Annotated in this window: 20 protein-coding genes; 10 read left to right on the top strand and 10 right to left on the bottom strand. The window is 73.7% G+C overall.

The features are described 5' to 3' along the window. Positions 1–75 precede the first annotated feature (75 nt). On the top strand, positions 76–1101 hold the full coding sequence (locus tag OG309_RS32095; RefSeq protein ID WP_329426224.1) for a LacI family DNA-binding transcriptional regulator: 1026 nt from the start codon (positions 76–78) through the stop codon (positions 1099–1101). A gap of 158 nt (positions 1102–1259) precedes the next feature. After that, positions 1260–3710: an endo-beta-N-acetylglucosaminidase gene (locus OG309_RS32090; RefSeq protein WP_329426222.1), complete on the top strand. Its 2451-nt coding sequence runs from the start codon at positions 1260–1262 to the stop codon at positions 3708–3710. Positions 3711–3722: 12 nt separating this feature from the next. Here the strand turns inward: OG309_RS32090 and OG309_RS32085 are convergent, their stop codons facing one another. Beyond that, positions 3723–4340, bottom strand: a complete 618-nt coding sequence (locus OG309_RS32085) for a LysE family translocator (protein WP_329426220.1) — start codon at positions 4338–4340, stop codon at positions 3723–3725. Positions 4341–4495: 155 nt separating this feature from the next. Between OG309_RS32085 and OG309_RS32080 the strand changes: the two genes are divergently transcribed. Beyond that, complete coding sequence (locus tag OG309_RS32080) at positions 4496–5311, top strand: alpha/beta hydrolase (protein WP_329426218.1); 816 nt, start codon at positions 4496–4498, stop codon at positions 5309–5311. On the opposite strand, the gene OG309_RS32075 is transcribed toward OG309_RS32080, so the two are convergent. Continuing rightward, positions 5312–6277, bottom strand: a complete 966-nt coding sequence (locus OG309_RS32075; RefSeq protein WP_329426217.1) for an NADP-dependent oxidoreductase — start codon at positions 6275–6277, stop codon at positions 5312–5314. Between the two features lie 70 nt (positions 6278–6347). Here OG309_RS32075 and OG309_RS32070 point away from each other — a divergent pair, with 70 nt between their 5' ends. Next, entirely contained in the window at positions 6348–7310 is a 963-nt protein-coding gene (locus tag OG309_RS32070) for a GlxA family transcriptional regulator (RefSeq protein WP_329426215.1), read from the top strand. A 101-nt stretch (positions 7311–7411) separates the two neighbouring features. Here the strand turns inward: OG309_RS32070 and OG309_RS32065 are convergent, their stop codons facing one another. Continuing rightward, positions 7412–8650 (bottom strand): aminotransferase class V-fold PLP-dependent enzyme, encoded by a 1239-nt coding sequence (locus OG309_RS32065; protein ID WP_329426213.1) that lies wholly within the window; start codon positions 8648–8650, stop codon positions 7412–7414. Next, the gene (locus OG309_RS32060; RefSeq protein WP_329426211.1) at positions 8647–10629 is read right to left on the bottom strand and encodes a hypothetical protein; all 1983 of its coding nucleotides are present in this window, start codon (positions 10627–10629) and stop codon (positions 8647–8649) included. The genes OG309_RS32065 and OG309_RS32060 overlap by 4 nt, the downstream gene beginning before the upstream one ends. Positions 10630–10799: 170 nt before the next feature. Here OG309_RS32060 and OG309_RS32055 point away from each other — a divergent pair, with 170 nt between their 5' ends. The 6 genes from OG309_RS32055 (at position 10800) to OG309_RS32030 (ending at position 17370) form a co-directional block, all read left to right on the top strand. Beyond that, positions 10800–12164: an ABC transporter substrate-binding protein gene (locus OG309_RS32055; RefSeq protein WP_329426209.1), complete on the top strand. Its 1365-nt coding sequence runs from the start codon at positions 10800–10802 to the stop codon at positions 12162–12164. Next, entirely contained in the window at positions 12161–13090 is a 930-nt protein-coding gene (locus OG309_RS32050) for a carbohydrate ABC transporter permease (RefSeq protein WP_329426207.1), read from the top strand. Before OG309_RS32055 ends, OG309_RS32050 begins: the two co-directional genes overlap by 4 nt. Further along, on the top strand, positions 13087–13923 hold the full coding sequence (locus OG309_RS32045) for a carbohydrate ABC transporter permease (RefSeq protein WP_329426205.1): 837 nt from the start codon (positions 13087–13089) through the stop codon (positions 13921–13923). The genes OG309_RS32050 and OG309_RS32045 overlap by 4 nt, the downstream gene beginning before the upstream one ends. Before the next feature lie 14 nt (positions 13924–13937). Further along, positions 13938–15728, top strand: a complete 1791-nt coding sequence (locus OG309_RS32040) for a glycoside hydrolase family 36 protein (protein ID WP_329426203.1) — start codon at positions 13938–13940, stop codon at positions 15726–15728. Beyond that, entirely contained in the window at positions 15725–16720 is a 996-nt protein-coding gene (locus tag OG309_RS32035) for a LacI family DNA-binding transcriptional regulator (protein ID WP_329426201.1), read from the top strand. Before OG309_RS32040 ends, OG309_RS32035 begins: the two co-directional genes overlap by 4 nt. Before the next feature lie 185 nt (positions 16721–16905). Further along, complete coding sequence (locus OG309_RS32030; RefSeq protein ID WP_329426198.1) at positions 16906–17370, top strand: GreA/GreB family elongation factor; 465 nt, start codon at positions 16906–16908, stop codon at positions 17368–17370. A 2-nt stretch (positions 17371–17372) separates the two neighbouring features. Here the strand turns inward: OG309_RS32030 and OG309_RS32025 are convergent, their stop codons facing one another. From OG309_RS32025 to OG309_RS32000, 6 genes are all read right to left on the bottom strand, one after another. After that, a complete protein-coding gene (locus OG309_RS32025; RefSeq protein WP_329426196.1) occupies positions 17373–18008 on the bottom strand; it encodes a DUF1345 domain-containing protein in 636 nt (211 codons plus the stop codon). A gap of 8 nt (positions 18009–18016) precedes the next feature. Then, on the bottom strand, positions 18017–18841 hold the full coding sequence (locus OG309_RS32020; RefSeq protein ID WP_329426194.1) for a family 1 encapsulin nanocompartment shell protein: 825 nt from the start codon (positions 18839–18841) through the stop codon (positions 18017–18019). Between the two features lie 6 nt (positions 18842–18847). Further along, entirely contained in the window at positions 18848–19900 is a 1053-nt protein-coding gene (locus tag OG309_RS32015) for a Dyp-type peroxidase (protein ID WP_329426192.1), read from the bottom strand. 102 nt (positions 19901–20002) lie between these two features. Beyond that, positions 20003–21850, bottom strand: coding sequence for an ABC transporter ATP-binding protein (locus OG309_RS32010; RefSeq protein WP_443067607.1), 1848 nt, complete (start codon positions 21848–21850; stop codon positions 20003–20005). Between the two features lie 108 nt (positions 21851–21958). Continuing rightward, positions 21959–22546 carry a hypothetical protein gene (locus tag OG309_RS32005; protein WP_329426188.1) on the bottom strand — a complete coding sequence of 196 codons (588 nt, stop codon included), beginning with the start codon at positions 22544–22546 and terminating at the stop codon, positions 21959–21961. A gap of 142 nt (positions 22547–22688) precedes the next feature. Further along, complete coding sequence (locus OG309_RS32000) at positions 22689–24014, bottom strand: cytochrome P450 (protein WP_329426186.1); 1326 nt, start codon at positions 24012–24014, stop codon at positions 22689–22691. Positions 24015–24033: the final 19 nt, after the last annotated feature.

The raw sequence follows: 24033 nt of genomic DNA, 5'->3' as shown, positions 1-24033 counted from the left end.
AGAGAGCCCGCGGAAACCGGCCGTCCTCACGGGGGCGGCGGCGGAGCGGGAACGGCGGATCAGGGAGGGCGTCCGGTGGCCAGACCGACCATCGCCGACATCGCCAGGGAGGCGGGCGTCTCCAAGGGCGCCGTCTCCTTCGCGCTCAACGGGCGCCCGGGGGTGAGCGAGGCGACCCGGAACCGGATCCTGGGGGTGGCCGAGCGGATGAACTGGCGTCCGCACAGCGCCGCCCGCGCGCTCGGCGGGGCCCGCGCGGGCGCCGTCGGCCTGGTGCTCGCCCGCCCCGCGCGCACGATCGGCCTCGAACCCTTCTTCAGCCATCTGCTCTCCGGACTCCAGGCCGCCCTGTCCGGCCGGGGCACCGCCCTCCAGCTGCTCGTCGTCGAGGACACCGCCGCCGAGATCGAGGTCTACCGGCGCTGGACCTCCGAGCACCGGGTGGACGGCTTCGTCCTCGTCGACCTCCAGGTGCGCGATCCGCGCATCCCGGTCCTGGAGGAACTGGGCGTCCCCACCGTGGTGCTCGGCGGCCCCGGCCGGCACGGGCGGCTGCCCGCCGTCTGGGCCGACGACCGCGAGGCGATGACCTCGATCGTCGAGTACCTGGCCGCCCTCGGGCACCGCAGGATCGGCCACCTCGCCGGCCTGCCCTCCTTCCAGCACACCCAGCGCCGGATCCGGGCGGTCCGGGACGCGGCGCGGCGGCTCGGCCTCGCCGACGCCGTCTCCGTGCCGACCGACTTCAGCGACGCGGAGGGCGCGGCGGCCACCCGGGCCCTGCTCGCGCGGCCGGGACGGCAGCGCCCGACCGCGATCGTCTACGACAGCGACGTGATGGCGGTCGCGGGCCTCGGGGTCGCCACCGAGATGGGGGTCACGGTCCCGGGCGAGCTGTCCGTCGTCTCCTTCGACGACTCGGCGCTCACCCGGATCGTCCACCCCTCCCTGACCGCCCTGTCCCGGGACACCTTCGCGCTCGGCGAGCAGGTCGCGACGGCGCTGCTCGCGCAGGTCGACGCCCCCGGTTCGGCCCAGGACGTCAAGAACCCGACCCCCCGGCTGACGGTCCGCGAGAGCACGGCCCCGCCCGGCGTCTGACCGGGGCGGCCCTCTTGACCCCGGTCGCTAAAGCCGTTTAGCCTCCCCGACCGAGCGGCCCGGCGTCCTCGCCGACGCCGGTCTGCCATCGTTGTCATCCGCACCATCGCGCCACCGGCACCACCAGCCCCCACCCCTTCCGCTGGACCGGAGCTCCGATGAGACGACCCCTGCACCTCCTCCTGGCCGCGGCGCTGTCCGCGGCCGCGCTCGGCCTCGGCGCCGCCGCGCCGAGCGCGTCGGCCGCCGCCGAGGGCCCTCAGGCCCCCGCGAGCCCCGCGGCTCCCGCCGCCGCGGGCGACCAGCCGTACGCCTCGTACTGGTACCCGAACACGATCCTGACCTGGGACCCGGCCACCGACCCGGACGCGCGCTTCAACCGCTCCCGCGTCCCGCTCCGGCCGCGCGTGTCCGATCCCGCGCTCAAGGCCAACGCCAACGCCCGCGCGGGTGAGGGCAAGGTCGTGTCGCTGGTCTCCTTCGGGCCCACCTCGAACAACCCGTCCCAGGGCTCGGCCGACCCGAACTACTACGCCTTCGGGCACTGGCAGTACGTCGACAAGCTGGTGTTCTGGGGCGGTTCGGCCGGCGAGGGCCTGATCCTGGCGCCGAACCCCACGGTGATCGACGCGGCCCACCGCAACGGCGTGAAGGTCTACGGCACGGTCTTCTTCCCGCCCGGCGCCTACGGCGGCCAGCTCCAGTGGGTGCGGGACTTCACACAGAAGTCGGGCGGCCGCTACCCGGTCGCCGACAAGCTGGCGCAGGTCGCGCAGCACTACGGCTTCGACGGCTGGTTCGTCAACCAGGAGACGGCCGGCGGCGACTCGGCGCTGGCGACCGAGGTGCGCAACACGATGCGCTACGCCCGGTCCCTCGGCCCGGTCGAGTTCATGTGGTACGACGCGATGACCGAGTCCGGCTCCGTGAGCTGGCAGAACGCGCTGACCTCGGCCAACGACGCCTTCCTCCAGGAGGGCGCGCAGCGCACCAGCGACTCGATGTTCCTCAACTTCAACTGGAGCTCCGGCGGTCTGAGTTCGTCCCGCTCGCTGGCCCGCGGCCTCGGGCGCGGCGAGTACGAGCTGTTCAGCGGCGTGGACACCGAGTCCGACGGTTACCACACGAGCGTCGACTGGAACGCCCTCTTCCCGGCCGGGCAGCCGCACACCACGTCGCTCGGGCTCTACCGCCCCGAGTGGACCTGGAAGTCCGCCGCCGACCGGGCCGACTCCGTCGCCCGCGAGGCGCGCTACTGGGACGGCGCCAACGGCGATCCGTCCGACACCACGACCAGCTCCTCGTGGAAGGGCCTCGCGCAGTACGTGGCCGAGTCCTCCCCCGTCACGACGAAGCCCTTCGTCACGAACTTCGACGCCGGGCAGGGCGACTTCTACCACTCGGGCGGGGCCCGGGTGTCCGGCGCGGGCTGGAACAACCTGTCCCTCCAGGACGTGCCGCCCACCTACCGCTGGCTGGTGCGGTCCACCGGCACGCGGCTCAAGCCGTCGATCGACTTCACCGACGCCTACGAGGGCGGCTCCGCCCTGCGCCTGAGCGGCCCGCTGGACGCCGTGAACTCCGTGCGGCTGTACCAGACGCGGCTGCCGGTGGCGGCCGACACCAAGCTGGCGGTCGTGGTGAAGACCCCGGCGGCCGGGCCCACCCGGCTGAAGGCGGCGGTCTCCTTCACCGACGCCCCGACCAGCTTCACCACCCTCGACCTCGGCTCCACCACGGGCACCGGATGGGAGCGCAAGGTGCTCGACCTCTCCGCGTACGCCGGGCGGACGGTCGCGCAGCTCGGCCTGGAGACCACCGGGACGGCCTCGTCGTACGACATCAAGGTGGGCCAACTGGCCCTGTACGACGCCACGGTGGACGTTCCGGCCGCCCCGGCCGCGCCGACCGTCCTCGGCACGACGGACACGGGGACGAGCAAGTCGCTGCGGCTCGGCTGGACCGCTTCGGCCTCCGGCGAGGTGCATCACTACGAGGTGTACCGCCGCAACGCCGACGGCAGCCGCACCTTCCTGGGCGCCACGCCCAACGACGCCTACTTCGTGCCGAAGCTGGACCGGGTCGGCAGCGAGACCTCGACGACGCTCGACGTCGAGGCCGTCTCCACCGAGTTCGGCCGCTCCCCCGCCGCGAGCACCACGGTCACCTGGTCCGGGACGACCGAGGGCAACCTGGCGCTGAACCGGCCCGCGACGGCCTCGGGGCAGTGCAACACGGCGGAGACCCCCGCCAAGGCGGTCAACGGCAGCGTCTCGGGCGGCAACACCGACAAGTGGTGCACCACGACCTCCGCCAAGTGGCTGGAGGTGGACCTCGGTTCGGCCCGGCCCCTGAACCGCTTCGTGGTGAAGCACGCGGCGGCGGGCGGCGAGAGCGCGGCCTGGAACACCCGGGACTTCCGGGTGGAGGTCCGCGACAGCACCACGGCCGCCTGGACCACCGCCGTCACCGTCACCGGCAACACCGCGGCGACCACGACGCACCCCGTCGCGCTGACCGCCCGGTACGTCCGCCTGGTGGTCACCGCGCCGACGCAGACGACCGATCCGGCGGCCCGGATCTACGAGTTCGAGGCCTGGGGCTCCTGAGCGCCTGACGCCCTAGGAGGTCGCCGTCGCGACCTTCACCCCGAAGCCGATGAGCACCACACCGGTGACCCGCTCCATGGCCCCCCGCACCGCGGGCCGGGCGAAGAAGGAGCGGGCTCCGGCGAGCAGCAGCACGTAGCCGGAGAGCCACACGACCGTGAGCGCCGCGTGGATCAGCACCAGCAGGGCCATCCCGGTGTGCGGGGAGAGCCCGGACGGCGCGAGGGTCGGCAGCAGTCCGGTGTAGAAGACCGCGATCTTCGGGTTGAGCACGTTGCCCACCAGACCGGTCCGCCACGGGTTCCCGGCGGGCGGCGGCGCGTCCACGGACGCCGCCGCCCCACCACGCCTGGTCCGCCACAGTGCCTGCACCCCGAGGAACACCAGGTAGGCGGCGCCGACCAGCTTCACCACGGTGTACGCGACGGCCGACGCCGCCAGGACGGCGGCCAGCCCGGCCACCGACAGCACGCCCCAGACCAGCAGCCCGCTGGCGATCCCGCCGACGGTCAGCAGCCCGTCCCGCCGGCCGGCGGTCACGGCCCTGCGCGTGACGACCGCCATGTCCGGCCCCGGCACCATCGTCAGCAGCGCGAGCACGCCCGTCGCCGCGAGGAGTTCGAACACCATGGGCCGAGTCTGCCACCCGTCCGGCCGGGCCGACGCCGCGGCCACGGGTGTGAGCGGTGCCCCCGACACCCGCACGGCCCGCGTGTTCTCCCACCCCCGGGCCGTACGGCGACCGGACAATGAACCCCTGTGCCGGAACGTCGCAGGGAGCGCGCATGGCAAGGGTCGAGGTCAACGGCGTCGGACTGTTCTACGAGACCGGCGGTGACGGTGACCCCCTGGTCCTGGTGCACGGCTCCTGGGGCGACCACCACGACTGGGACGCCGTCGTCCACGCCCTGGCCCTGCGGCACCGGGTGCTCGTCTACGACCGGCGCGGGCACAGCGAGAGCGACCGGCCGGCCGGGCCGGGTTCGCGCTTCGAGGACGAGGAGGACCTGGCCGCGCTGATGGAGACGCTGGGCTTCGCGCCCGCCTTCGTCGTGGGGAACTCCTTCGGCGCGTCCACCGCCCTCGGGCTCGCCGCCCGCCGCCCCGAACTGTTCCGGGCGATCGCCGTGCACGAGCCGCCCCTGCTCGACGTGGTGGCCGACGTGCCCGAGTACCGGGAGGAGGTGGCCGCGACGCGCGACCGGATCGACGGCGTCAGCGACCTGCTGCGGGCGGGCGACGCCCTCGCCGGTGCCCGGGCCTTCGTCGACACGGTGGCCTTCGGGCCCGGTTCGTGGGAGCGGTTCCCACGGGAGCTTCAGGACACCTTCGTCGCCGACGCGCCCACCTTCCTCGACGAGCAGGGCGACCCGCACTGGGCCGCCCTCGACCTCGAAGGGCTGCGCGACTGCGCCGCCCCCGCGCTGCTCACGCGGGGCTCCGAGAGCCCGCGATGGTTCCGGGCGGTGTTCGAGCGGATCGCCGGGACGCTCCCCGGGGCCCGCACCCGTGTCTTCGAGGGCGCGGGCCACATCCCCCACGTCACCCACCCCGAGCGGTACGTGGAGGAGTTGACCGCCTTCTTCGCCACGGCCCGGTAGTCAGGCCCCGGCACCGTCCACGACCAGCACGATCTTCCCGCTCGTGCGGTCCGTCTCGCCGAGGGCGTGGGCCTCGGCCGCGGCGGAGAGCGGGAAGACGGAGGCGACGTGGGCGCGCAGGGCGCCCGTGGCGACGAGGTCGGCGATGGCGGCCATGCCGCCGTGGTCGGCCTCGACCAGCATCGTGACCGCGCGGACGCCGCGCTCGGCGGCCTTCGCGGCGTCGTCGGGGTCGGAGGGCGGCAGGATCGAGACGACGATGCCGCCGGGGCGCAGCACGTCGAGGGAGCGGGTGCGGGTGTCGCCGGAGACGGGGTCGAGGACCACGTCGATGTCCTTGGCCACCTCGCGGAAGTCGACCGAGCGGTAGTCGATCACCTCGTCCGCGCCGAGCGAGCGCAGGAAGTCGTGCTTGGGGGCGCTCGCGGTGGCGATCACGTGCGCGCCCCGCGCCTTGGCGATCTGTACGGCGAGGTGGCCGACGCCGCCGGCGGCGGCGTGGATCAGCACGCGCTGACCCGCCCGCAGGTCGGCGGTGTCGACGAGCGCCTGGTACGCGGTGAGGGCGGCCAGCGGCAGGGCGCCGGCCTGGACGTGGTCGACCTCGGCGGGCTTGCGGGCGAAGGCGCGGGCCGGGGCGGTGACGTACTCGGCGTGGGCGCCGACGCCGTGCGGGTACGGCAGCATGCCGAAGACCTCGTCGCCGGGCTCGAAGAGGGTGACGCCGAAGCCGACGGCCTCGACGACGCCGGAGACGTCCCAGCCGAGGACCTGGGGCAGTGCGCGCAGGAAGAGGCTGTCCGTGGCGCGGTGCTTCCAGTCGGTCGGGTTGAGACCGGAGGCGCGGACGGCGACCAGGATCTCGCTGGGGCCGGGCACGGGGCGCGGGACCTCGGTCTCCTGGAGGACCTCGGGGGATCCGTGGGTGTGCTGGGTGATGGCGCGCATGGTGGCGGTGTTCGTCATGACGCAAGCCTCGCCGGGCACCCCCACCCCGTACCATGGCATGAATGCCATCTTTCGACAGGATCGTGCCATGGGAAACGCCCACCGTGTCGTCGTTCTCGCCCTGGACGGGGTGTACCCCTTCGAGCTGGGCATCGCCAACCGGGTCTTCGGCACGACCGGGGGCCGCTACGAGGTCCTGACCTGCTCGGTCGACGGCGGGCCGGTCCGGACCAACTCCGACTTCTCGGTCACCGTCGAGCACGGGCCCGAGGTGCTGCGCACGGCCGACACCGTGATCCTGCCGCCCTGCGACATCGCCAACCTGACCCGCGAGCTGCCGGAGGGGATCCGCGCCGCCCTCGCGGCCGTGCCCGAGGGCGCGCGGATCGTGTCCATCTGCACGGGGGCCTTCCTGCTGGCCGCCGCCGGTCTGCTCGACGGCCGGCCGGCCACCACCCACTGGGGGCTCGCGGACCGGTTCCGGGAGTGGTACCCGCAGGTGGCGCTCGACCCCGACCTGCTGTTCATCGACGACGGCGACGTGCTGACCTCGGCGGGTGCCGCCTCGGGCGTCGACGTCTGCCTGCATCTGCTGCGGCGCGACCACGGCACCGCGTTCGCCAACCGGGTCGCGCGCCTGTGCGTCGTCCCGCCGTGGCGGGACGGCGGCCAGGCCCAGTACATCGAGCAGCCGGTGCCCGAACCCGACGCGAACGGCACCTCCGCCACCCGTCAGTGGGCGCTGGAGAACCTGCACGAGCCGCTGGCCCTCGCCGACCTCGCCGGACACGCCCGGATGAGCCTGCGCACCTTCGCGCGCCGGTTCAACGAGGAGGTCGGCCTGAGCCCGGGCCGCTGGCTGATCCAGCAGCGGGTGTCCCGGGCCCGCGACCTCCTGGAGTCCACCGACCTGGCCGTGGACGACATCGCGGGCCAGGTCGGCTTCGCCACCGGCACGTCCCTGCGGCAGCACCTGCACGCCGCCATCGGGGTCACGCCCCTCGCGTACCGGCGCACGTTCCGGGGCAGCGGCGTGGGCGTCGGGGTCTAGGTCGCGTCCGGAAGGCAGCGCCGTCCGCCCGCCACGAGCCAGGCGGGTGTTCCGGACACGGCCTGGGTGCGGTCCGGGCCGGGCGCCGCCTGGGACACTCCCTAGCGCCCGTCCAGCAGTGCGCCCAGTCCGGCGGCCAGCCGCTCGTACTCCTCGGGCCGGTTGTAGATCTGCCCGCTGATCCGGATGCCCCCGCCGTCCGGCCAGGCCCAGACGAGGGTCCGGCAGCCGAGGCGGGCCGCGATCTCCTCGCGCAGCGCGGCCGCCTCGGGCTGCGTCCGGGCCAGGCTCCGGGGCAGCCGCAGGGACCGCATCGCGAGCCCCTCGTCGTACGGGAGGGGGGTCACGCCGGGGAGGCGGGCCAGCAGCTCGGCGCCGTGGGCCACGAGGGCGCTGTTGTGGGCGCGTACGGTCGCGGCGCCGAGGCGCTCGATCAGGTCGAGGCCCTCGGGCGCGGCCAGCCAGCCGGTGTAGTCGGCGGTGGCCCGGAACTCGACCGCGCCCGGGAAGCCGCGGGCGTGCTCCCAGGAGGGCACCGGGGCGGGGACCCGGTCCCGGTGACCGGGGGCGGCCACCAGGACGGCGGTGCCCGACGGGGCGTAGGCCCACTTGTGCAGGTTGCCGAACCAGAGGTCGGGCCCCCCGGCGAGGGGGTCGCCGAGCATCCCCGGCGCGTGGGCGCCGTCGACGACGGTGGTGATCCCGCGGGCGCGGAGCTCGGCGAGCAGCCGGGGCGTGCCGAGGTGGCGCGCGGTGGGCGAGCTGATCTGGTCGAGGAGCGCCACCCGGGTCCGCGGGGTGATCCCGGCGAGCACCGCGGCGACCAGCGCGTCCTCGTCCGGCAGCGCCGGGTCGAGGGCGACGGTGGTGAGCGGGGCGCGCCGGGCGGCGGCCGTGACGACCGTGCCGTAGCCGTGGTCGGTGACCAGAATCTCGTCGTCGGGGTCAAGGCGCAGGGCGTCGAGGGCGAGGTTGGCCGCCTCGGTGGCGTTGGCGACGAAGGCGAGGCCCTCGGACTCCGTGCCCAGGTGAGCGGCGATCCGGGCCCGTGCCTGCGCGAGCCGGTCGGGCACGTCGCGGAAGAAGCGGTCGGGGTCGGCGGCGGCCTCCTCCTCGACCCGGGTCCGGACCCGCGCGACGGGGATCGGGACGGCGCCGTACGAGCCGTGGTTGAGGTGGGCCACCGACGGGTCGAGCCGGAACAGGGAGGCGCCGCCGGGGAACGCGCCGGGGACCTCGGGCCAGCCGGACCCGGCGCGCGCCGTGGATCCGGCGGGCGCGGTGGATCCGGCGGGCGCCGGGGACTCCGGCGCCTGGCCGGAGCTGTCCCGCGCCGTCATCGGACCTCCACGGTGACGGTGCGGCCGGGGGCCACGCGGGTGCGGACCGTCGTGTACGTGACGCCGTCGACGACCTCGGTACGGGCCGGGCGCGAAGTGCCGTCGACCCGGACGGAGGCGTGGGCGCCGGGGAAGCGCGCCACCCAGGTGTAGGGGCGGGTGCCGGAGGTGTGGGTGAGGGTGGAGCGACGGGACGCCGGTGCCGTGTCGTGCCGCAGGGTGAAGGCGGAGTCGCCGACGCGCAGGTCAGAGACGCTCAGCCAGTCCATGCCGGAGGGCAGGCGCGGCTGGGTGGTGAGGGTGCGGGCGGGGGCGTCGGGGGTGACGCCCATGAGGCCCTGGACGGTCTGGGCGACGAGGGTGAAGGAGACCTCGGGGTAGTCGCCGTTGGTGCCCTGGCGGGTGTTGACGTGCTGGACGTCCTTCTCGGCGTAGATGCGGCGCATCCACTTCCAGGCGGTGTCGGCGCGGTTGTCGGTGAGGAAGGTGTCGGGGAGGTAGGTCAGGGCCTCGATGTTGTCGGGGCGTCCGTCGCCCTCGGCCTGGGCGTCGATGTAGTCGAGGTAGGCCTCGCGGCGGGCGCCGGGGTCCATGATCCGCTTCATCGGCATGAACCAGCTGTTCTCCTTGCCCCAGCCGGTGAGCGCGCGCCCGTCGGTGGTGTAGCCGCGAACCATGTCGGCGCCCGAACCGGTGCCGCTCCAGGTGGTGTTGAAGTAGGTCCTGAGCTCGCGGGCGCGCAGGTCGAAGCGGGCGGCGGTCGCGGTGTCGCCCTTGGCGCGGGCGAGGGAGGCCATGGCGCGGTAGGCCTGGTACTGGGAGCCGATGGCGTCGCCGGCCTCGGCGAGCGGCTCGTCGCTCTGCTCGTTGTAGCTGGCGGTGCCCCGGAAGATGCCGCGGCCGGTGCCTTCGGCGACCCGCACCGGGCCGTTGTCCTTCTGGCCGTCGTGGAGGGTGACGAACTCCTCGGTGGCGTGCCGGTAGAAGTCCCACAGGGCGGGGTCGTCGAGGTAGGCGCGGTCGCCGCTCCAGCGGTAGGCCTCCTCGGCCTTCTGGACGAGTTCGAAGGGGGCGGGCACCTCGCGGACGAAGAGGGAGGGACCGCGGTAGTCGATGGAGAGCGGGCTGCGGTTGTCGAAGTTGAGCGCCCACACCGGGTAGTAGGCGTGCTCGGGAGTGGCCGTGGCGGCGAAGGCGCGGAGCATCTCCTTGTTCTCGCCGTGCAGGCCGAGGACGCCGGCGCCGGCGAGCTGGTGGGCCATGTCGCGGGAGTAGTAGCCGCTGCGGTTGGCGTAGCCGGCCCAGTAGGAGGGGCCGTAGACGCCGTTGCCGGTGCCGCCGGTCTGGCGTTCGTCGGCGTCGAGGGGGCCCTCGGTGCCGGGGAGGTGGACCCAGCTGTTGGCCTTGTGCTTGGCCCAGTCGAACATCTCGACGACCTGGGGGTCGCTGGAGGTGACCCGGGGGTCGGCGGGGGCCGCCGGGGAGACCATCACGTCGTCGACGTTGATCCAGCCCTGGCCCGACTCGAAGGCGATCTCCAGCCGGTCGCCGGGGGCGAGGGTGATCCTGCCGAGGGTGTGGCGGCGGTAGTTGGCGCCGTCCGGGAGGGGCTGCTCGGCGACGGTGGTGCCGTTGACGCGCAGGAGGTAGCGGCCGCCGGGGCCGCCGGTGGCGACCCAGGCGGAGACGAGGTAGCCGCCGTGGCCGGTGGCGGTCACCGTCTGGGAGACCTTCATGCCGCTGCCGGCGTCGAGGTAGGCGAGGCGTCCACCGGCGTGCGGGTTGTTGCTCGCGACGCCCGTGCCGGAGGTGAACTCCCAGCCCTGGCCGCCCTGTTCGAAGCCGGGGTCGGTGACGGCCAGCAGGGCGGGGGCGGTCGGCGGAGTGGGACGCGAGGGGGTGGCGTGCGCGGTGGTGAGCGGGGCGAGGGTGGTGAGCAGCGCGACGGCTGAGAGCAGCGTCAGGCGGGTGCGCGTCATGAGGGTGGTCTCCCGGATCGGGTCGGGTCGGGTCGGGTCGGCGCGCGGCACGCTAGCAATCGGTCCCGACGGATCGCAATGGATTCCGGCAACATTCCCTGCCGGATCAAACTGAAAGTTTTCATTGAGGGCTTGCAACTCTGGCAGGTCGGCTTGTAGCGTCCCGCCCCATGACAGACAGAGACTCGGCAAGAATCCCCTCCCGGCGCCACCTCCTGCAGATGGGAGGCGGCGGGGCCCTGGCCCTCGCGCTCGCCGGCTGCACCGGCAGCGGCGCCGCCGACGCGGGCGGCTCGGGCACCGCGGGCGACCCCCGCAAGGGAAAGATCACGGTCTGGTCCTGGCAGGGACCGGCGGCCGAGCTCAAGGCCCTGATACCGAAGTTCAACAAGGAGTTCCCGGACATCCAGGTCACCGTCGAGGACATCGGCAACCCGGCGATCTGGGACAAGATCACGGCGGGTCTGGCCGCCGGCGGCCAGGGCCTGGCCGACGTCCTGCACATCGGCGTGGACTACCTGCCGGGTTACGTCGAGCGCTTCCCCGGGGGCCTCGCCGACCTCGCGCCGCTGGGTGCCACCGCCCACAAGGACGCCTTCGCCGCGGGGCTGTGGCAGACCGTCAGCCCCGACGGCAAGCGCGTCAACGCCCTCCCCTGGGAGGCCAACTCGGCGGGCTTCTACTACCGGGCCGACCTGTTCGAGCGGGCCGGTATCGACGTCGGCGCGCTGCAGACCTGGGACGAGACCATCGAGGCGGGCAAGCGGCTCAAGGCCCGCACCGGCGTCCACCTCCTCGGCATCGACAAGCCCGCCTCGCAGCCCGACGCCGCCAACTTCTTCCAGATGCTCCTCCAGCTCCAGGGCGCCTTCTACTTCGACCTGGAGGGCCGCATCACCCTGGAGTCCCCCGAGGCCGTCCGGGCCATGACGCTCATCAAGACCATGAACGACGCCGGTCTGGTCAGCGACCTCGCCGGCGGCTGGAACGCCCTGATGAGCTCCCTGAAGCGGGGCACCGCCGCCGTGCTGCCCTGGCCCACCTGGTTCGGCGGGATCATCCAGGAGCAGGTGCCCGCCGAGGCCGGCAAGTGGAAGGTGCGGCTGCCCCCGGCCGTCCGCCGCGGCGGCCCCACCGCGGCGACGGTGAACTCCACCCACCTCGCCGTCGCGGGCAGCAGCAAGCAGCAGGCCGCCGCCTGGACCTTCATCGAGTTCGCGCTGACCCGGCCCGCCTCCCAGGTGAGCATCTACCGCGGCAAGGGCATCGCGCCCGCCCTGATCAAGGCGTACGACGACCCGGTCTTCCACGAGCCGTCGGCGTTCTTCAGCGGGCAGCGCAAGGGCGAGGTCTTCCTCTCCGCCCTCAAGGCCCCCAGCCCCGCGGTGAACTACACCGGGGACTACGCCCGCGCCCTCAAGCTGGTGACCGACGCCCAGTCCCAGGTGCTCCTCAAGGGCGCCGACCCGGCGAAGGTGCTCGCCGAGGCAGCCGGTGAGCTGGCCCGTCAGACGGGGCGGAAGGCCGTCCGATGACGCAGGTCACCACGGCGGCCGGCACCACGCCGGCCGCCGCCGCACCCCGGCCCGCCGCGCCCCGCCCCCGGCGGCGCGGCCGGGCCGCCCCGTACCTCTTCGTGCTGCCGGCCCTGCTGCTCTTCGCCGGGTTCAAGCTCTACCCCATCGCCTGGTCCTTCCTGATCAGCCTGCACCGCACGGTGGGCGGCGTCGAGACCTTCGTCGGCGCCGACAACTACCTGCGGCTGGCCGAGGACCCGCTGCTGTGGACCGCGCTGCGCAACACCCTCCTGATCCTCGCCGTCCAGGTGCCGCTCATGCTGGCGCTCGCGACCGGACTCGCCGTCGCCCTCGACTCCACGCTGCTGCGCGGCCGGCCGGTCTTCCGGCTCGGCTTCTTCCTTCCGATGGTCACCGGCCTCGTCGCGTACGGCATCGTCTTCTCCGTCCTGCTCAACAAGGACTACGGCCTGGTCAACTGGGTGTTCGGACAGTTCGGCGCCGACCCCGTGCCGTGGCTGACCGATCCCATGTGGGCACGGATCTCCCTGGGCCTGGCGCTGACCTGGCACTACACCGGCTACAACGCCGTCATCCTGCTGGCCCGACTGCAGACGGTGCCGCGCGAGCTCTACGACGCGGTCGCCGTGGACGGCGGCGGGGCGTTCTCCGCCTTCCGCCACGTCACCCTGCCGGGAATCCGCCCCGCGCTGCTGCTCACCACGGTGCTGTCCACGATCGGCACCCTCCAGCTCTTCGACGAGCCGTACGTGCTGACCGGCGGCGGCCCCGACAACGCCACCCTGACCATCGGCGTGTACCTGTACCAGAACGCCTTCAAGTACTTCGACTTCGGCTACGCCTCCGCGATCGCGTACGCCCTCACCGTCCTCGTCGGGCTGCTCGGCCTGATCCAGTTCCGCCTCCTCGGGGAGAAGCCGTGACCGCCCGCCGCGCCCGCAACCCCGGGCGGAGCATCCTGCTCACCTCCGCGCTCGCCCTCGCGCTCGCCGTCGTCGTGGTCCCGTTCTACTGGCTGGCCGTCGGCGCCACCCACAGCTCGGCGGAGATCTTCGACAGCCCGCCGCCGCTGCTGCCCGGCGGCCATCTCGGGGAGAACCTCGCCACCCTCCAGGACACCGCCGACTTCGGCCGGGTGGTGCTCAACTCCCTCGGCATCGCGGTGGTCTACACGCTCCTCGCGGGCGCCGTGTGCACCCTCGCCGGATACGGCTTCGCCGTCTACCGCTTCCGCGGCCGCGAGCCCCTGTTCGGACTGCTGATGCTCGGGCTCGTCGTGCCCGCGCAGATCACCCTCGTGCCGCTGTTCAAGATGATGGCCGAGCTCCACTGGCTGAACACCTACCAGGCCGTCGTCGCCCCCAACCTGGCGCTCCCCTTCGGCATCTTCCTGATGCGCCAGTCGATGGGCACGCTGCCGCAGGAACTCCTCGACTCGGGGCGGATGGACGGCTGCGGCGAACTGCGGCTGTTCTGGCGGGTCGCCCTGCCGCCCATGCGCCCGGCGCTCGCGGCCCTCGCGCTGTTCCTCTTCCTCTACCAGTGGAACGACTTCGTCTGGCCGCTGATCGTGCTCCGCGACGAGAGCGCCTTCACCATCCCGGTCGCACTCGCCTCGCTCCAGGGCCTGGACGAGACCGACTACGGCGCCATCCTGGCCGGCACCTCCATCGCCGCCGTCCCCATGGCGGTGGTCTTCCTCGCCCTCCAGCGGCACTTCGTCTCCGGCCTCCTCGCGGGTGCCGTGAAGGAATGAACCGGACAAGCGACATGAGCCAGCTCAGCCCCACCGTTCCCCCGCCCGCCCCGGCGGTGACCACCGCCCACCTGGCGCCCGCGCCCGCCGAGCCGCTGCTCGACGACGTGTCGATCGCCGTCCTCACCCCCGGCCAGGACGGCCCGCGCCCCCGCTGGACGCTGGGCCCGCTCACCGACGGCCTGCGGATCCTCGAAGTGGCCACCGACGGCGGCCCCGTGGAGATCCGGCTCTCGGTGCCGCTCGGCGACGCCGCCGGCTACTGGCATCCGCAGGGCGCCTGGCGGCGCACCCTGGTGGCCGACTGGGAGGGAGAGGCCCGGGTCAGCCTGGTCGACGGGGCCGCCGTCGGGTGCCTGTACGAGCACTCGGGCGCCACCCTGCTCGCCTTCGCCGCCGCCGACCCGGTCCCCGAGGCCACCCTGCGCTTCGGGGTGTCGGAGGAGAACGACACCCACGTCGTCCACCTCGGCCTGCCCGCCTCCGCCGCGCCGCACCGGCTGCTCCTCGTGCCGCGCGCCCCCTCGGTGGCCGCCGCCCTGCGCCCGCTGCGCGCCTGGTTCGCCGCCGACCGCCCGCCCATGCCCGTACCGGACACCGCGCGGCTGCCCGTCTACTCCACCTGGTACGCCTTCAACCAGGACGTCTCCGCCGCCGCCGTCGAGACCCAGGCCGAAATCGCCGCCGGGCTCGGCTGCGGGGTGCTGATCCTCGACGACGGCTGGCAGAAGTACGGCAACGGGCGCGGCTACGCCGGCTGCGGGGACTGGCTCCCCGACCCGGCGAAGTTCCCCGACCTGGGCGAGCACGTGGCCCGGGTCCGCGCCGCCGGCCTCGCGTACCTGCTGTGGGTCGCGCCGCTGCTCGTCGGACCCGAGGCGGACTGCTTCGGGCGGTGGGCCGAGGCGGCGCCCGCCCCGGCCACCGTGCCGGGCGCCCGGGTCCTCGACCCCCGGCTGCCCGAGGTGCGCCGGCACGTCGTCGACCTGTGCGTCTCCCTCGTGACCGAGTACGAACTCGACGGCCTCAAGCTGGACTTCCTCGACGAGGCCGCCGTGTACGCGGGCGACGGCGGTGAGGACGTGGGCCGCGCGATGACCGGACTCCTCGCCGAGCTGCGGGCCGCGCTGGAATCCGTACGGCCCGGGGTGCTGCTCGAACTGCGCCAGCCGTACGCCGGTCCCGGCATGGCGCCGTACGGGAACATGCTGCGTTCCTTCGACTGCCCCGCGGACGCCACCGCCAACCGGGTGCGCACGCTGGACACCGCGCTCCTCGCGATCGGCGGCGCGGTCCACTCCGACATGGTCATGTGGTCGCGCACCGCGCCGGTCGAGGCGGTGGCCCGCCAGCTGATCGGCGCGCTGCACTCGGTGCCGCAGATCTCGGTGCTCCTGGACCAACTGCCGGACGCGCAGCTGGCGGCCGTACGGTTCTGGCTCGGGCGCTGGCTGCGCCACCGCGAGCTGCTCCTGGACGGTCTGGTCGAGCCGGGACGGCCGGACGAGCTGTATCCGGTGGTGACCGCGGCCCGGGGCGACGAATGCCTGGTGAGCGTGCACGGCGACCGGGTGGCCGAGCTCGACTTCACCGCGTACCGGAGCTACCACCTGGTCAACGGCTCGGACCGGGACCGGCTGATGGTGGAGGTCCGGGGCGGCGGGACCGGCGTGACCGCCCTGGTCCACGGGCCGGACGGCCTTATGATGAATGATCCGCTGTCGGTCCCGCCGGAGGGGCCCCGCTCCCTGGCCGTACCGCGCGGCGGTCTGGTTTCGCTCGTACTCACGGAAGGACCGCGATGAAGGTCGGCATCACCGACGTCGCAGCCCGGGCACAGGTCAGCGAGGCCACCGTCAGCCGGGTGATCAACCGGCGGCAAGGGGTGTCGAAGAAGACCCGCGAAGCCGTCGAGCAGGCCATGGCCGAGCTCGGCTACGAGCGGCAGACCCAGGGGCAACTGGTGGCCGTGGTCACCGAGTTCGTCTCCAACCCGTTCTTCGCGGACGTCGCCGAACGGATCGAGTCGGCGCTCGCCCCGCACGGCCTGAAGACGGTGCTCTGCCCGGTCTTCCCCGGCGGCGTGCAGGAGCTCGACTTCCTCAGCTCGCTCGTCGACAAGGGCATCGCGGCCGTCGTCTTCCTCTCCGCGTCCAACACCGTGGAGGGCGCGGAGACCGACGGCTACGAGCTGCTGCGCCAGCGGCGCGTGCCGTACGTCGGCATCAACGGCGAGTTCGCGGACGGCGTGGCCGCCCCGGTCTTCTCCACCGACGACGCCCTCGCGGCCGAACTGGCCGTGGACCACCTGCACCGCCTCGGACACCGGCGGATCGGCATGGCCTCGGGCCCGGCGGGCAACCGTCCGGCGGACCGGCGGGTACGGGGCTTCGTGGCGGCCATGGCCCGCCGGGGCATCGACGACGCGCAGCGCTGGGTGGTCCGCCAGTCCTACAGCGTGGAGGGCGGCCAGTCCGCGGCCTCCTCGCTGGTCGGCCTGGGCGCCACCGGGATCGTCGCGGCCAGCGACTTCATGGCGCTCGGCGCCGTCCGGGGAATCCGCCGACAGGGCCTGTCGGTGCCGGGCGACGTGTCGGTGGTGGGCTACGACGGATCGACGGTCACCGAGTTCACCGACCCGGCCCTCACCACGGTCCGCCAGCCCGCCGACCGGCTCGCCCTGGAGGTGGGCCGCAGCGTGCTGGCCCTGGTCAGCAACCGGGAGGTCCCCACGGGCGAGCTCCTCTTCGACCCGGAGCTCGTGATCCGGGCCTCCACGGGACCCGCCCCCGCCTGACCGGGGACGGACCGGGGCCCGCACCTGCCGGTGCGGGCCCCTCGTGCCGGTGGCGAGCCCGGTGCGAGGGTGCGCCGGGGGGGGCGGATCACCGGTGCGAGGGCCCGGTTTGCCGGGTTCACTCGCTGATGCGGTAATGGGAACGCCGTATCCCCATCCGCCCCACCAGTGACGCGGGAGCAGCCATGACCGACGGCCCCCAGCCCCTCAGCCCCGACGACCTGCGCGAGCTGGAGCGGGAACTCGCCGAGCTCCGCGCCGAACGCGGCAAGGTGGCGGCGACGCTGCCGGACGACGACATGGTGGGCGACCAGGCGGACACGGCCGAGGAGCTGGACCGGGCCACGGACGTCGCCCGTGTCGACCGGCGCATCGAGGAGATCGAGGCGCGGCTGCGCACGGCGTCCGTCGCGGGACCGCCTCCGGCGGACGCGGTGGGGCTGGGCAGCACGGTCACCGTGCGCTTCGCGGACGGCTCGGAGGCGACCGTCACCGTCGGCGAGCTCGCCGAGGCCCCCGACCTGAACCTGGTGACCACCGACAGCCCGCTGGGCCGCGCCCTGCTGGGGCGGGGCGCGGGCGACACCGTCACGTACCGGACGCCGGAGGGCACCACGACGGCGACGGTGGTGTCCCTCGGGACTCCCTAGCCTCAGCGGGTGACGAGGGTGGCCACCAGGTTGATCGTCGTCGCGAGGATGCTCGCGCCGAACACGTAGGACAGCAGGCAGTGGCGCAGCACGACCGCGCGGACCGTCGAGCTGGAGACGTCGTTGTCGGACACCTGGTACGTCATGCCGAGGTTGTAGCTGAAGTAGAGGAAGTCGCTGAACCGCGGCGGCTCCTCGGAGTGGAAGTCGATCCCGCCGCCGGGCTCCCCGTAGTACATGTCCGCGTAGCGGGTGGCGTACATCAGGTGCAGTGCGGCCCAGGCCATGAAGACGCCGGCGAGGGCGACCGCCGCGGCGGCGTGACCGGTGCCGGGGTCGGCGCCCAGGAGCAGCAGCACGGTGGCGACCAGGCCGCTCAGCGCGGCCGACACCACCGCGAGCTCCGCGAGGAGCGGCCGGAAGTCCTCGCGGCCCACGTTGCGGCGGGTGGCGGCGGCGTCCATGGGCCAGAGCACCGCCCAGCCGGTGACGACGAAGACCGTCTCGGCGGTGGCGATCCCGGACAGCGTGCCCAGTGCCCTCCCGGTCAGCAGGGCGACGGCCAGGCCGACGCCCACGCCGACGAGGGTCGAGCCCACCAGACGGGGCACCGCGGACAGCGGCAGCAGCCGACGCATCGCGCGGCTCAGTGGCTGAGCACGACGACTGCTTCGTCCGTGTAGGTCAGGAACGTGAGCGTCTCCTGGAAGTACAGCTCGACGCCGTGGGCGTCGTGCGACGTGTAGCCGATGGCCACGTCCTGGCCGAGCCGCAGCTCGAAGTCGCCGCCCCGGGTGGACAGGACGAACGCGCCGCTCAGCGCCGGCGCCCACAGCGGCGGGCCGTCCAGCATCCGGGCCAGGTGTGCGGCGATCGGGTAGCCGTGGTCGGAGGTCTCGCTGACCGCGCGGTAGTCGTCGGCGCCGAGCAGCAGTGCGTACGGGCCGTCGACTCCGGCGAGTCGCAGGGAGGTCAGGGCGCGGCTGACGGCGTCCGGGTAGTCGCGCGGCTCGGCGGGCAGCGCGAGCACCGGGTTGGAGCTGCGGTCGCGCAGGCCGTCGACGCCCGCCGCCGGGTAGCCGTCGAAGATCGCCCGGTCCTCGGCGAAGGCCATGGCACGCGCCGCGTCCTTCACCGGCTGCCAGTCGGAGTCGCTGGAGCCGCGTTCGACGTCGTCCACGGCGGCCCTGCTGACGGTGAACGGCACGCGCAGTTCCACCAGCGGCTTCGCCTCGCGCAGCCGGGCCGTCACCCCGGGAGCGGGCGGGGCGATCTCGGAGAGGTGTCCGGTGCCGACCGAGGCCAGGCCCAGGCCGCCGGGGTCCGGCACGTCGACGACGCGGCGGCCCGCGACATGGCGCCGGAAGGTGCGGCGGGCCTCCTCCTCGATCTGTTCCCAGGCGGCCTGGGTGACGGGGGCGAGTTCGCGGTGCAGGTTGGTGGTGCCGGCCGGGTCACCGGGAGGCGTCATGGCAGGTCACGCTCCTTTCATGCTGCCGATGCCGAGACCGCCGGCCCCGTGCGTACGGACGGGGGTGGCGCTCCCGGCGGTCGCGGTGGTCACTGCGCCGACCGCGGGCGCGGCCGTGGCGGCCGTGGTGGCCGGCGGGTCCGGCAGGTCGTCGAGGAAGTCGGCGCTCGGCACGTGGAAGAGACAGCCCGTCACGGCCGTGGAGAAGTCGAGGATGCGGTCGGTGGTGCCGGGCGGGTCGCCCAGGAACATGTGGGAGAGCATCAGCTCGGTCACGGCCGGGGTGCGGGCGTAGCCGATGAAGTACGTGCCGAACTCACCGCTGCCGACGTTCCCGAAGGGCATGTTGGCGCGCAGGATCTGCCGCTCGGTGCCGTCCTCGTCGGTGAGCGTGTTGAGCGCGACGTGCGAGTCCGGCGGCTTGACGTCGTCGGCGAGCTCCACGTTGTCCGCCTTGTGGCGGCCGATGACGCGTTCCTGCTCGTCGACGGTGAGTCCCTGCCAGGCCGTCATGTCGTGCAGGTACTTCTGCACGATGACGTAGCTGCCGCCCCGGAACCCGGGGTCCTCGTCGCCGACGAAGACGGCGTCGGCCGCCACTTGGCCCTCGGGGTTCTCGCTGCCGTCGACGAAGCCCAACAGGTCGCGCTCGTCGAAGTAGCGGAAGCCGTGCACCTCGTCGACGACGGTCGCGGCGCCCGCGAGGCTCCGTGCGATCAGCCGGGCCAGCTCGAAGCAGAGGTCCATGCGCTGGGCGCGTACGTGGAAGAGCAGGTCCCCGGGTGTGGCGGGGGCGCGGTGCCGGAGCCCCTCCAGGGGGACGAAGGGGTGCAGCTCACGCGGGACGGGCCCGTCGAAGAGGCGGCCCCAGGCCGTGGCACCGATCCCGAGCACGCAACTGAGCGCCCCCTCGGGCTCGCGGAAGCCCACGGTGCGGACCAGCCCGGCGAGGCCCGCGAGCGCGTCCCGTGCCACGGCCTCGCCGCCGGGGTTCACGGTGGCCACGAGGTACACGGCGGCCTTCGAGGGAGGGGCGAGGACGGGCTGCGGGGTGACCACGTGACTCCCGGACGGACGAGAAGCGACAAAGGCCGCAAAGCGGGCACAAGATCCGGGCCCAGCGTAGCCGGGCCCGGACCCGTGCGCAGTCCGGGGACGTGCTCAGCGCACCCCCGTCCGCTCCGCCGGCTCTGGCGGCTCCTCCAGGAAACCGCCCGACTGGTGCTGCCACAGCTTGGCGTAGGAGCCGTCCGCCGCGAGGAGCTCGTGGTGCGAGCCCTGCTCGACGATCCGGCCGCGGTCCAGGACGACGAGCCGGTCCATGTGCGCGACCGTGCTGAGCCGGTGGGCCACCACGAAGGCCGTACGCCCCTCCATCAGGCTCCACAGGGCGTCCTGGACGAGGACCTCGCTCTCCGAGTCCAGCGCGCTGGTCGCCTCGTCGAGGAGCAGGATCGGCGCGTCCCGCAGGATCGCGCGGGCGAGGGCGACCCGCTGGCGCTGCCCGCCGGAGAGCTTCACCCCGCGCTCGCCCACCATGGTGTCGAAGCCGTCCGGCAGCGCGTCGGCGAACTCCGTGACGTGCGCGGCCTCGGCGGCCCGCCGGATCTCGGCCTCGGTGGCGTCCGGCCGGGCGAAGGCGATGTTGTCCCGCAGGGTGCGGTGGAACATCGCCGGGTCCTGCGGCACGTACGCCATCAGGCCGCGCAGGTCGGACTGGCGCATGCGGCTGATGTCCTGGCCGCCGACGAGGATCCGCCCGGCGTCGATGTCGGTCATCCGCAGCAGCAGCCGGGTGAGCGTGGTCTTGCCGCCCCCGGACCGCCCGACGAGCCCGATCTTCGCCCCGCCCGGCACGTCGAGGTCGAGCCCCTGGAAGAGCGGGTCGCCACCCGCGTGGGCGAAGGTGACCCGCTCGAAGCGCACGTCGGCGTCCCGGGAGCGGAGCGGCTCCGGGACCTCCGGGTCGCGCACGGTCGACGGGACCAGGAGCAACTCGGTGAACTGCGCGGCCTCCGTCATCGAGCTTTCCAGGCGGCGGTAGATCTGGTTGAACTCGAACATGATCCGCGTCGCGTTGGAGTAGTACGTGAAGGCGACGACGAGCGCCTCCACACCGTGGTCGCCGGCGCCGAGCGACAGGGCGAGCACCAGCCCGAGCACGTTGGTCAGCACCGACAGCGGTGCGACGAGCGTGTCGATGCGCAGGTTGCCGAAGTCCCAGGAGCGCAGGGTGAGCCGGCGCGACTCGGCGACGCGGGACCGGTGCTCGGCGGCCTCGCGCCCCTCGGCGGCGAAGGCCCGCACCGTGTCCATGTTCATCAGGCTGTCGGCGACGTGCCCCGACACCCGGGCGATCGCCTCCTCCCGGTGCCGGACCAGGACCTGGCGGCGGCGGATGAGCGGCCGTACGACGACACCCGTGAGGGTGATCATCACCAGGAGTCCGACGACGAGCAGCGGCTCGTACGTCCACAGCACCACCGAGGCGAAGAGCAGCGGCACGAAGCTGCCGAAGACCGAGAAGGTGAGGGTGTCGACGAACTCCTCGAAGCGGGAGGCGAAGCTCAGCACCCGCTTGGTGAGCGACCCCGCGAAGTTGTCGTGGAAGAAGGCGGAGTCCTTGGCGAACAGCTCGTCCATGCCGAGGACGTACAGCTGCTCGATGCCGAGGGCGTCGAGGCGGTTCAGACAGTGCAGCCCGAGGCGCCACAGCGTCTCGGCGAGCAGCAGCACGCCGGCGAAGCCCAGGACGTAGGGCAGCACGGGACCCGGCCCGCCACCGGAGCCCCCGGCGAGCCGGCCGACCAGCTTCGCGACGAGCAGGGGCGCGACGTAGTAGATGCCGATGTTGCCCAGCGCCGGGAGCAGCAGGGCGGGCACGGTCAGACGTCTCAGCCTGACCAGCTCTTTCGTGTAGAAGCGAAGTGCGAGGAGCACCGGGCCCCTGGCGGACGGACCCTCGGGCGCCTGCGCTGGCGGACCTCCGGGTGATTCAGACGTACCCATACCAACCCTGCTTTGTCGGACCTGACGGGACAGGATGGGGAGTGTTCCGCGCGGGCCCCTTCGCCGTCCAAGGGTTTTCCGGTGCACGGAAAAGGACTTGACAGGACATCAGACGCTCACGGGCGTCTTTCCCGCCGCATGTCGGCGCCGCGCGTACGCCACCGTCAACACGGCCAGCAGGGGTCCCCACAGGACCAGTGGCGAGTAGCAGACATAGAAGGAGGCCGCCTCCCAGCCGCCGGCCTCGCTCGGGAAGTCCCCGGGCAGGGCGTCGCCCCGGACGGTCCTCCCCAGGAGCTGGGTGACGGGGGTCAGCAGCGTCCACAGGAAGGTGAGGAGCGCCGCGCCGACCGCCGCCGGGACGACCGCCGCGCCCGTCGGGACCCGCAGGCCGCGCAGGACCGGGATCCAGCCCGGGACCACCTCGCCCCAGCGCGCGATCAGGCCGAACGCGGTGAAGGCGAGCGCCTCCGACAGGACCGACAGGAGCACGACGTACAGGCGTTCACCGGCGCCGATGTCCCGGTCGAAGGCGGCGGGCAGCCGCCACAGGCTCGACGGCAGGACCGCGAGCACCACCCCGTAGGCGGCCAGCCGGGTGCGCCGGGACACCCCCGCGACGGGCTCGTGCGCCGCCCGCCACGCGGCGCGGAACCGTCCGGGGCGGGCTTCTCGGGTGGGTGCGGGCGGACGCATCGGGGTTCCCTCCGTCGCGACGGGCCCGGTCGGCCCGTACGCCTCGACGATCGCGCGCGGGAGGGTCCGGTGGATCGCCCGGCGGACCGAACCGGCTCCGCCGAGCGACCGAGGGAGGGTGCTACCGCGGGAGTACCAGGAGCTACGCCCGGACCGCGGTGAGGGTCCCCCGTACGGGTCCGTCGGGCCGCAGGTTGGCGCCGAAGACGGCGCCCCGGGGCGGGGTGGTGAGCCGTGGCCGGTGGGCGGGGAGCAGGAGCCGCAGCAGGGTGAGCATCTCCTGGAGCGCGAAGTGCTGCCCGAGGCAGGCGCGCGCCCCGACGCCGAAGGGCTGGAACGCGGCCGGGTGGTGGGGGCGGTGCCCGCCCGGGAGGAAGCGGGCGGGGTCGAAGCGCTCCGGGTCGGGCCAGAGCTCCGGGATGCGGTGGGTGAGGTACGGGCAGGCCAGGACGCTGGTGCCGGCGTCGATCGGCAGGCCGTCGAGGACGTCGTCGCGGGCCGCGTGCCGGGGGACGAGCCAGACGGCCGGGTAGAGCCGGAGGGTCTCCTGGACGAGGGCGCCCAGCAGGGTGTCGCGGGCGGCGGGCCCGTCGGCCGCCGCGTACGCGGTGAGGAACCGGTCGTGGACGTGGGGGTGCCGGTCGAGGAGGACGAAGAGCCAGCACAGGGTCTGGGCGGTCGTCTCGTGTCCCGCGACGAGCAGCGTCACGAGTTCGTCGCGGATGAGCCCGTCGGTGTACTCGGGCCGGGTCTCGGCGGTGTCCAGGAGCAGGTCGAGGAGGTGCGGCGGGCCGCCGGGCCGCGCGTCGGCGCGCCGGGCACGGGCCAGGCCGATGACGCGGTGGGCGGTGGTGTCGATCTGCGCCAGTGCCTCGTCGACGGCGAGCGCGGGGTCGGGCCGGGCGCCGGCGAGCGTGGGCAGGGAGGCGACCACCGTGTCGACGGCCTCCAGTTCGCGCTCGGTCGTCTCGTCGAGGGGGGTGCCGGTCAGGGTGCGCCAGATGGTGTCGAGTGCGAAGAAACGCATGTCCCGCCCGATGTCGACCTGCCCGCCGGCACCGGCGGCCGCCTCCCAGCGGGCCGCGATCCGCTCGGCCGCCGCCGTGATGTGGTGGGCCCAGCGCCGGGTCCCGGCGACGGTGAACCGGCCCTGGAGCAGCTTGCGCTGGCGCTTCCAGGCGTCACCCGAGGCGGAGATGAGTCCGTCACCCAGAAGGGGACGGGCGCGGTGCCCGTGCTTGACGTAGACCTCCGGGCGCTTGGCCAGGATCTCCTGCGTCTGGTCGGGGCCCGTCGCCAGGACGAAGGGCCGCTCGCCGATGCGGAGGGCGGTCAGCGGCCCGGCCTGCGCGGCCTCCCGCAGGAGCTCGACGACGCCGCCCGCGGCCGGGGGTGGGGTGGGCGGCGAGCCGGGGCCGGGAACGGGGGCGGCGGACACGTCGGTGGACACGTGCGCGGAGGGGGACATGGCTTCCTTACTGGTTTCC

Origin of the sequence: Streptomyces sp. NBC_01268, assembly GCF_036240795.1 — a bacterium.
Taxonomy (GTDB): domain Bacteria; phylum Actinomycetota; class Actinomycetes; order Streptomycetales; family Streptomycetaceae; genus Streptomyces.
Note: the sequence above shows the minus strand (reverse complement) of the source record. Positions and strands in the feature narration are given on the sequence as shown.

What these genes read in the sequence shown, in the direction of transcription:
- OG309_RS32090 (WP_329426222.1), top strand. Translation starts at nt 1,260, where the DNA reads ATGAGACGACCCCTGCACCTCCTCCTGGCCGCGGCGCTGTCCGCGGCC.
- OG309_RS32085 (WP_329426220.1), bottom strand. Translation starts at nt 4,340, where the DNA reads ATGGTGTTCGAACTCCTCGCGGCGACGGGCGTGCTCGCGCTGCTGACG.
- OG309_RS32080 (WP_329426218.1), top strand. Translation starts at nt 4,496, where the DNA reads ATGGCAAGGGTCGAGGTCAACGGCGTCGGACTGTTCTACGAGACCGGC.
- OG309_RS32075 (WP_329426217.1), bottom strand. Translation starts at nt 6,277, where the DNA reads ATGACGAACACCGCCACCATGCGCGCCATCACCCAGCACACCCACGGA.
- OG309_RS32070 (WP_329426215.1), top strand. Translation starts at nt 6,348, where the DNA reads ATGGGAAACGCCCACCGTGTCGTCGTTCTCGCCCTGGACGGGGTGTAC.
- OG309_RS32065 (WP_329426213.1), bottom strand. Translation starts at nt 8,650, where the DNA reads ATGACGGCGCGGGACAGCTCCGGCCAGGCGCCGGAGTCCCCGGCGCCC.
- OG309_RS32060 (WP_329426211.1), bottom strand. Translation starts at nt 10,629, where the DNA reads ATGACGCGCACCCGCCTGACGCTGCTCTCAGCCGTCGCGCTGCTCACC.
- OG309_RS32055 (WP_329426209.1), top strand. Translation starts at nt 10,800, where the DNA reads ATGACAGACAGAGACTCGGCAAGAATCCCCTCCCGGCGCCACCTCCTG.
- OG309_RS32050 (WP_329426207.1), top strand. Translation starts at nt 12,161, where the DNA reads ATGACGCAGGTCACCACGGCGGCCGGCACCACGCCGGCCGCCGCCGCA.
- OG309_RS32040 (WP_329426203.1), top strand. Translation starts at nt 13,938, where the DNA reads ATGAGCCAGCTCAGCCCCACCGTTCCCCCGCCCGCCCCGGCGGTGACC.
- OG309_RS32035 (WP_329426201.1), top strand. Translation starts at nt 15,725, where the DNA reads ATGAAGGTCGGCATCACCGACGTCGCAGCCCGGGCACAGGTCAGCGAG.
- OG309_RS32030 (WP_329426198.1), top strand. Translation starts at nt 16,906, where the DNA reads ATGACCGACGGCCCCCAGCCCCTCAGCCCCGACGACCTGCGCGAGCTG.
- OG309_RS32025 (WP_329426196.1), bottom strand. Translation starts at nt 18,008, where the DNA reads ATGCGTCGGCTGCTGCCGCTGTCCGCGGTGCCCCGTCTGGTGGGCTCG.
- OG309_RS32020 (WP_329426194.1), bottom strand. Translation starts at nt 18,841, where the DNA reads ATGACGCCTCCCGGTGACCCGGCCGGCACCACCAACCTGCACCGCGAA.
- OG309_RS32010 (WP_443067607.1), bottom strand. Translation starts at nt 21,850, where the DNA reads ATGGGTACGTCTGAATCACCCGGAGGTCCGCCAGCGCAGGCGCCCGAG.
- OG309_RS32005 (WP_329426188.1), bottom strand. Translation starts at nt 22,546, where the DNA reads ATGCGTCCGCCCGCACCCACCCGAGAAGCCCGCCCCGGACGGTTCCGC.
- OG309_RS32000 (WP_329426186.1), bottom strand. Translation starts at nt 24,014, where the DNA reads ATGTCCCCCTCCGCGCACGTGTCCACCGACGTGTCCGCCGCCCCCGTT.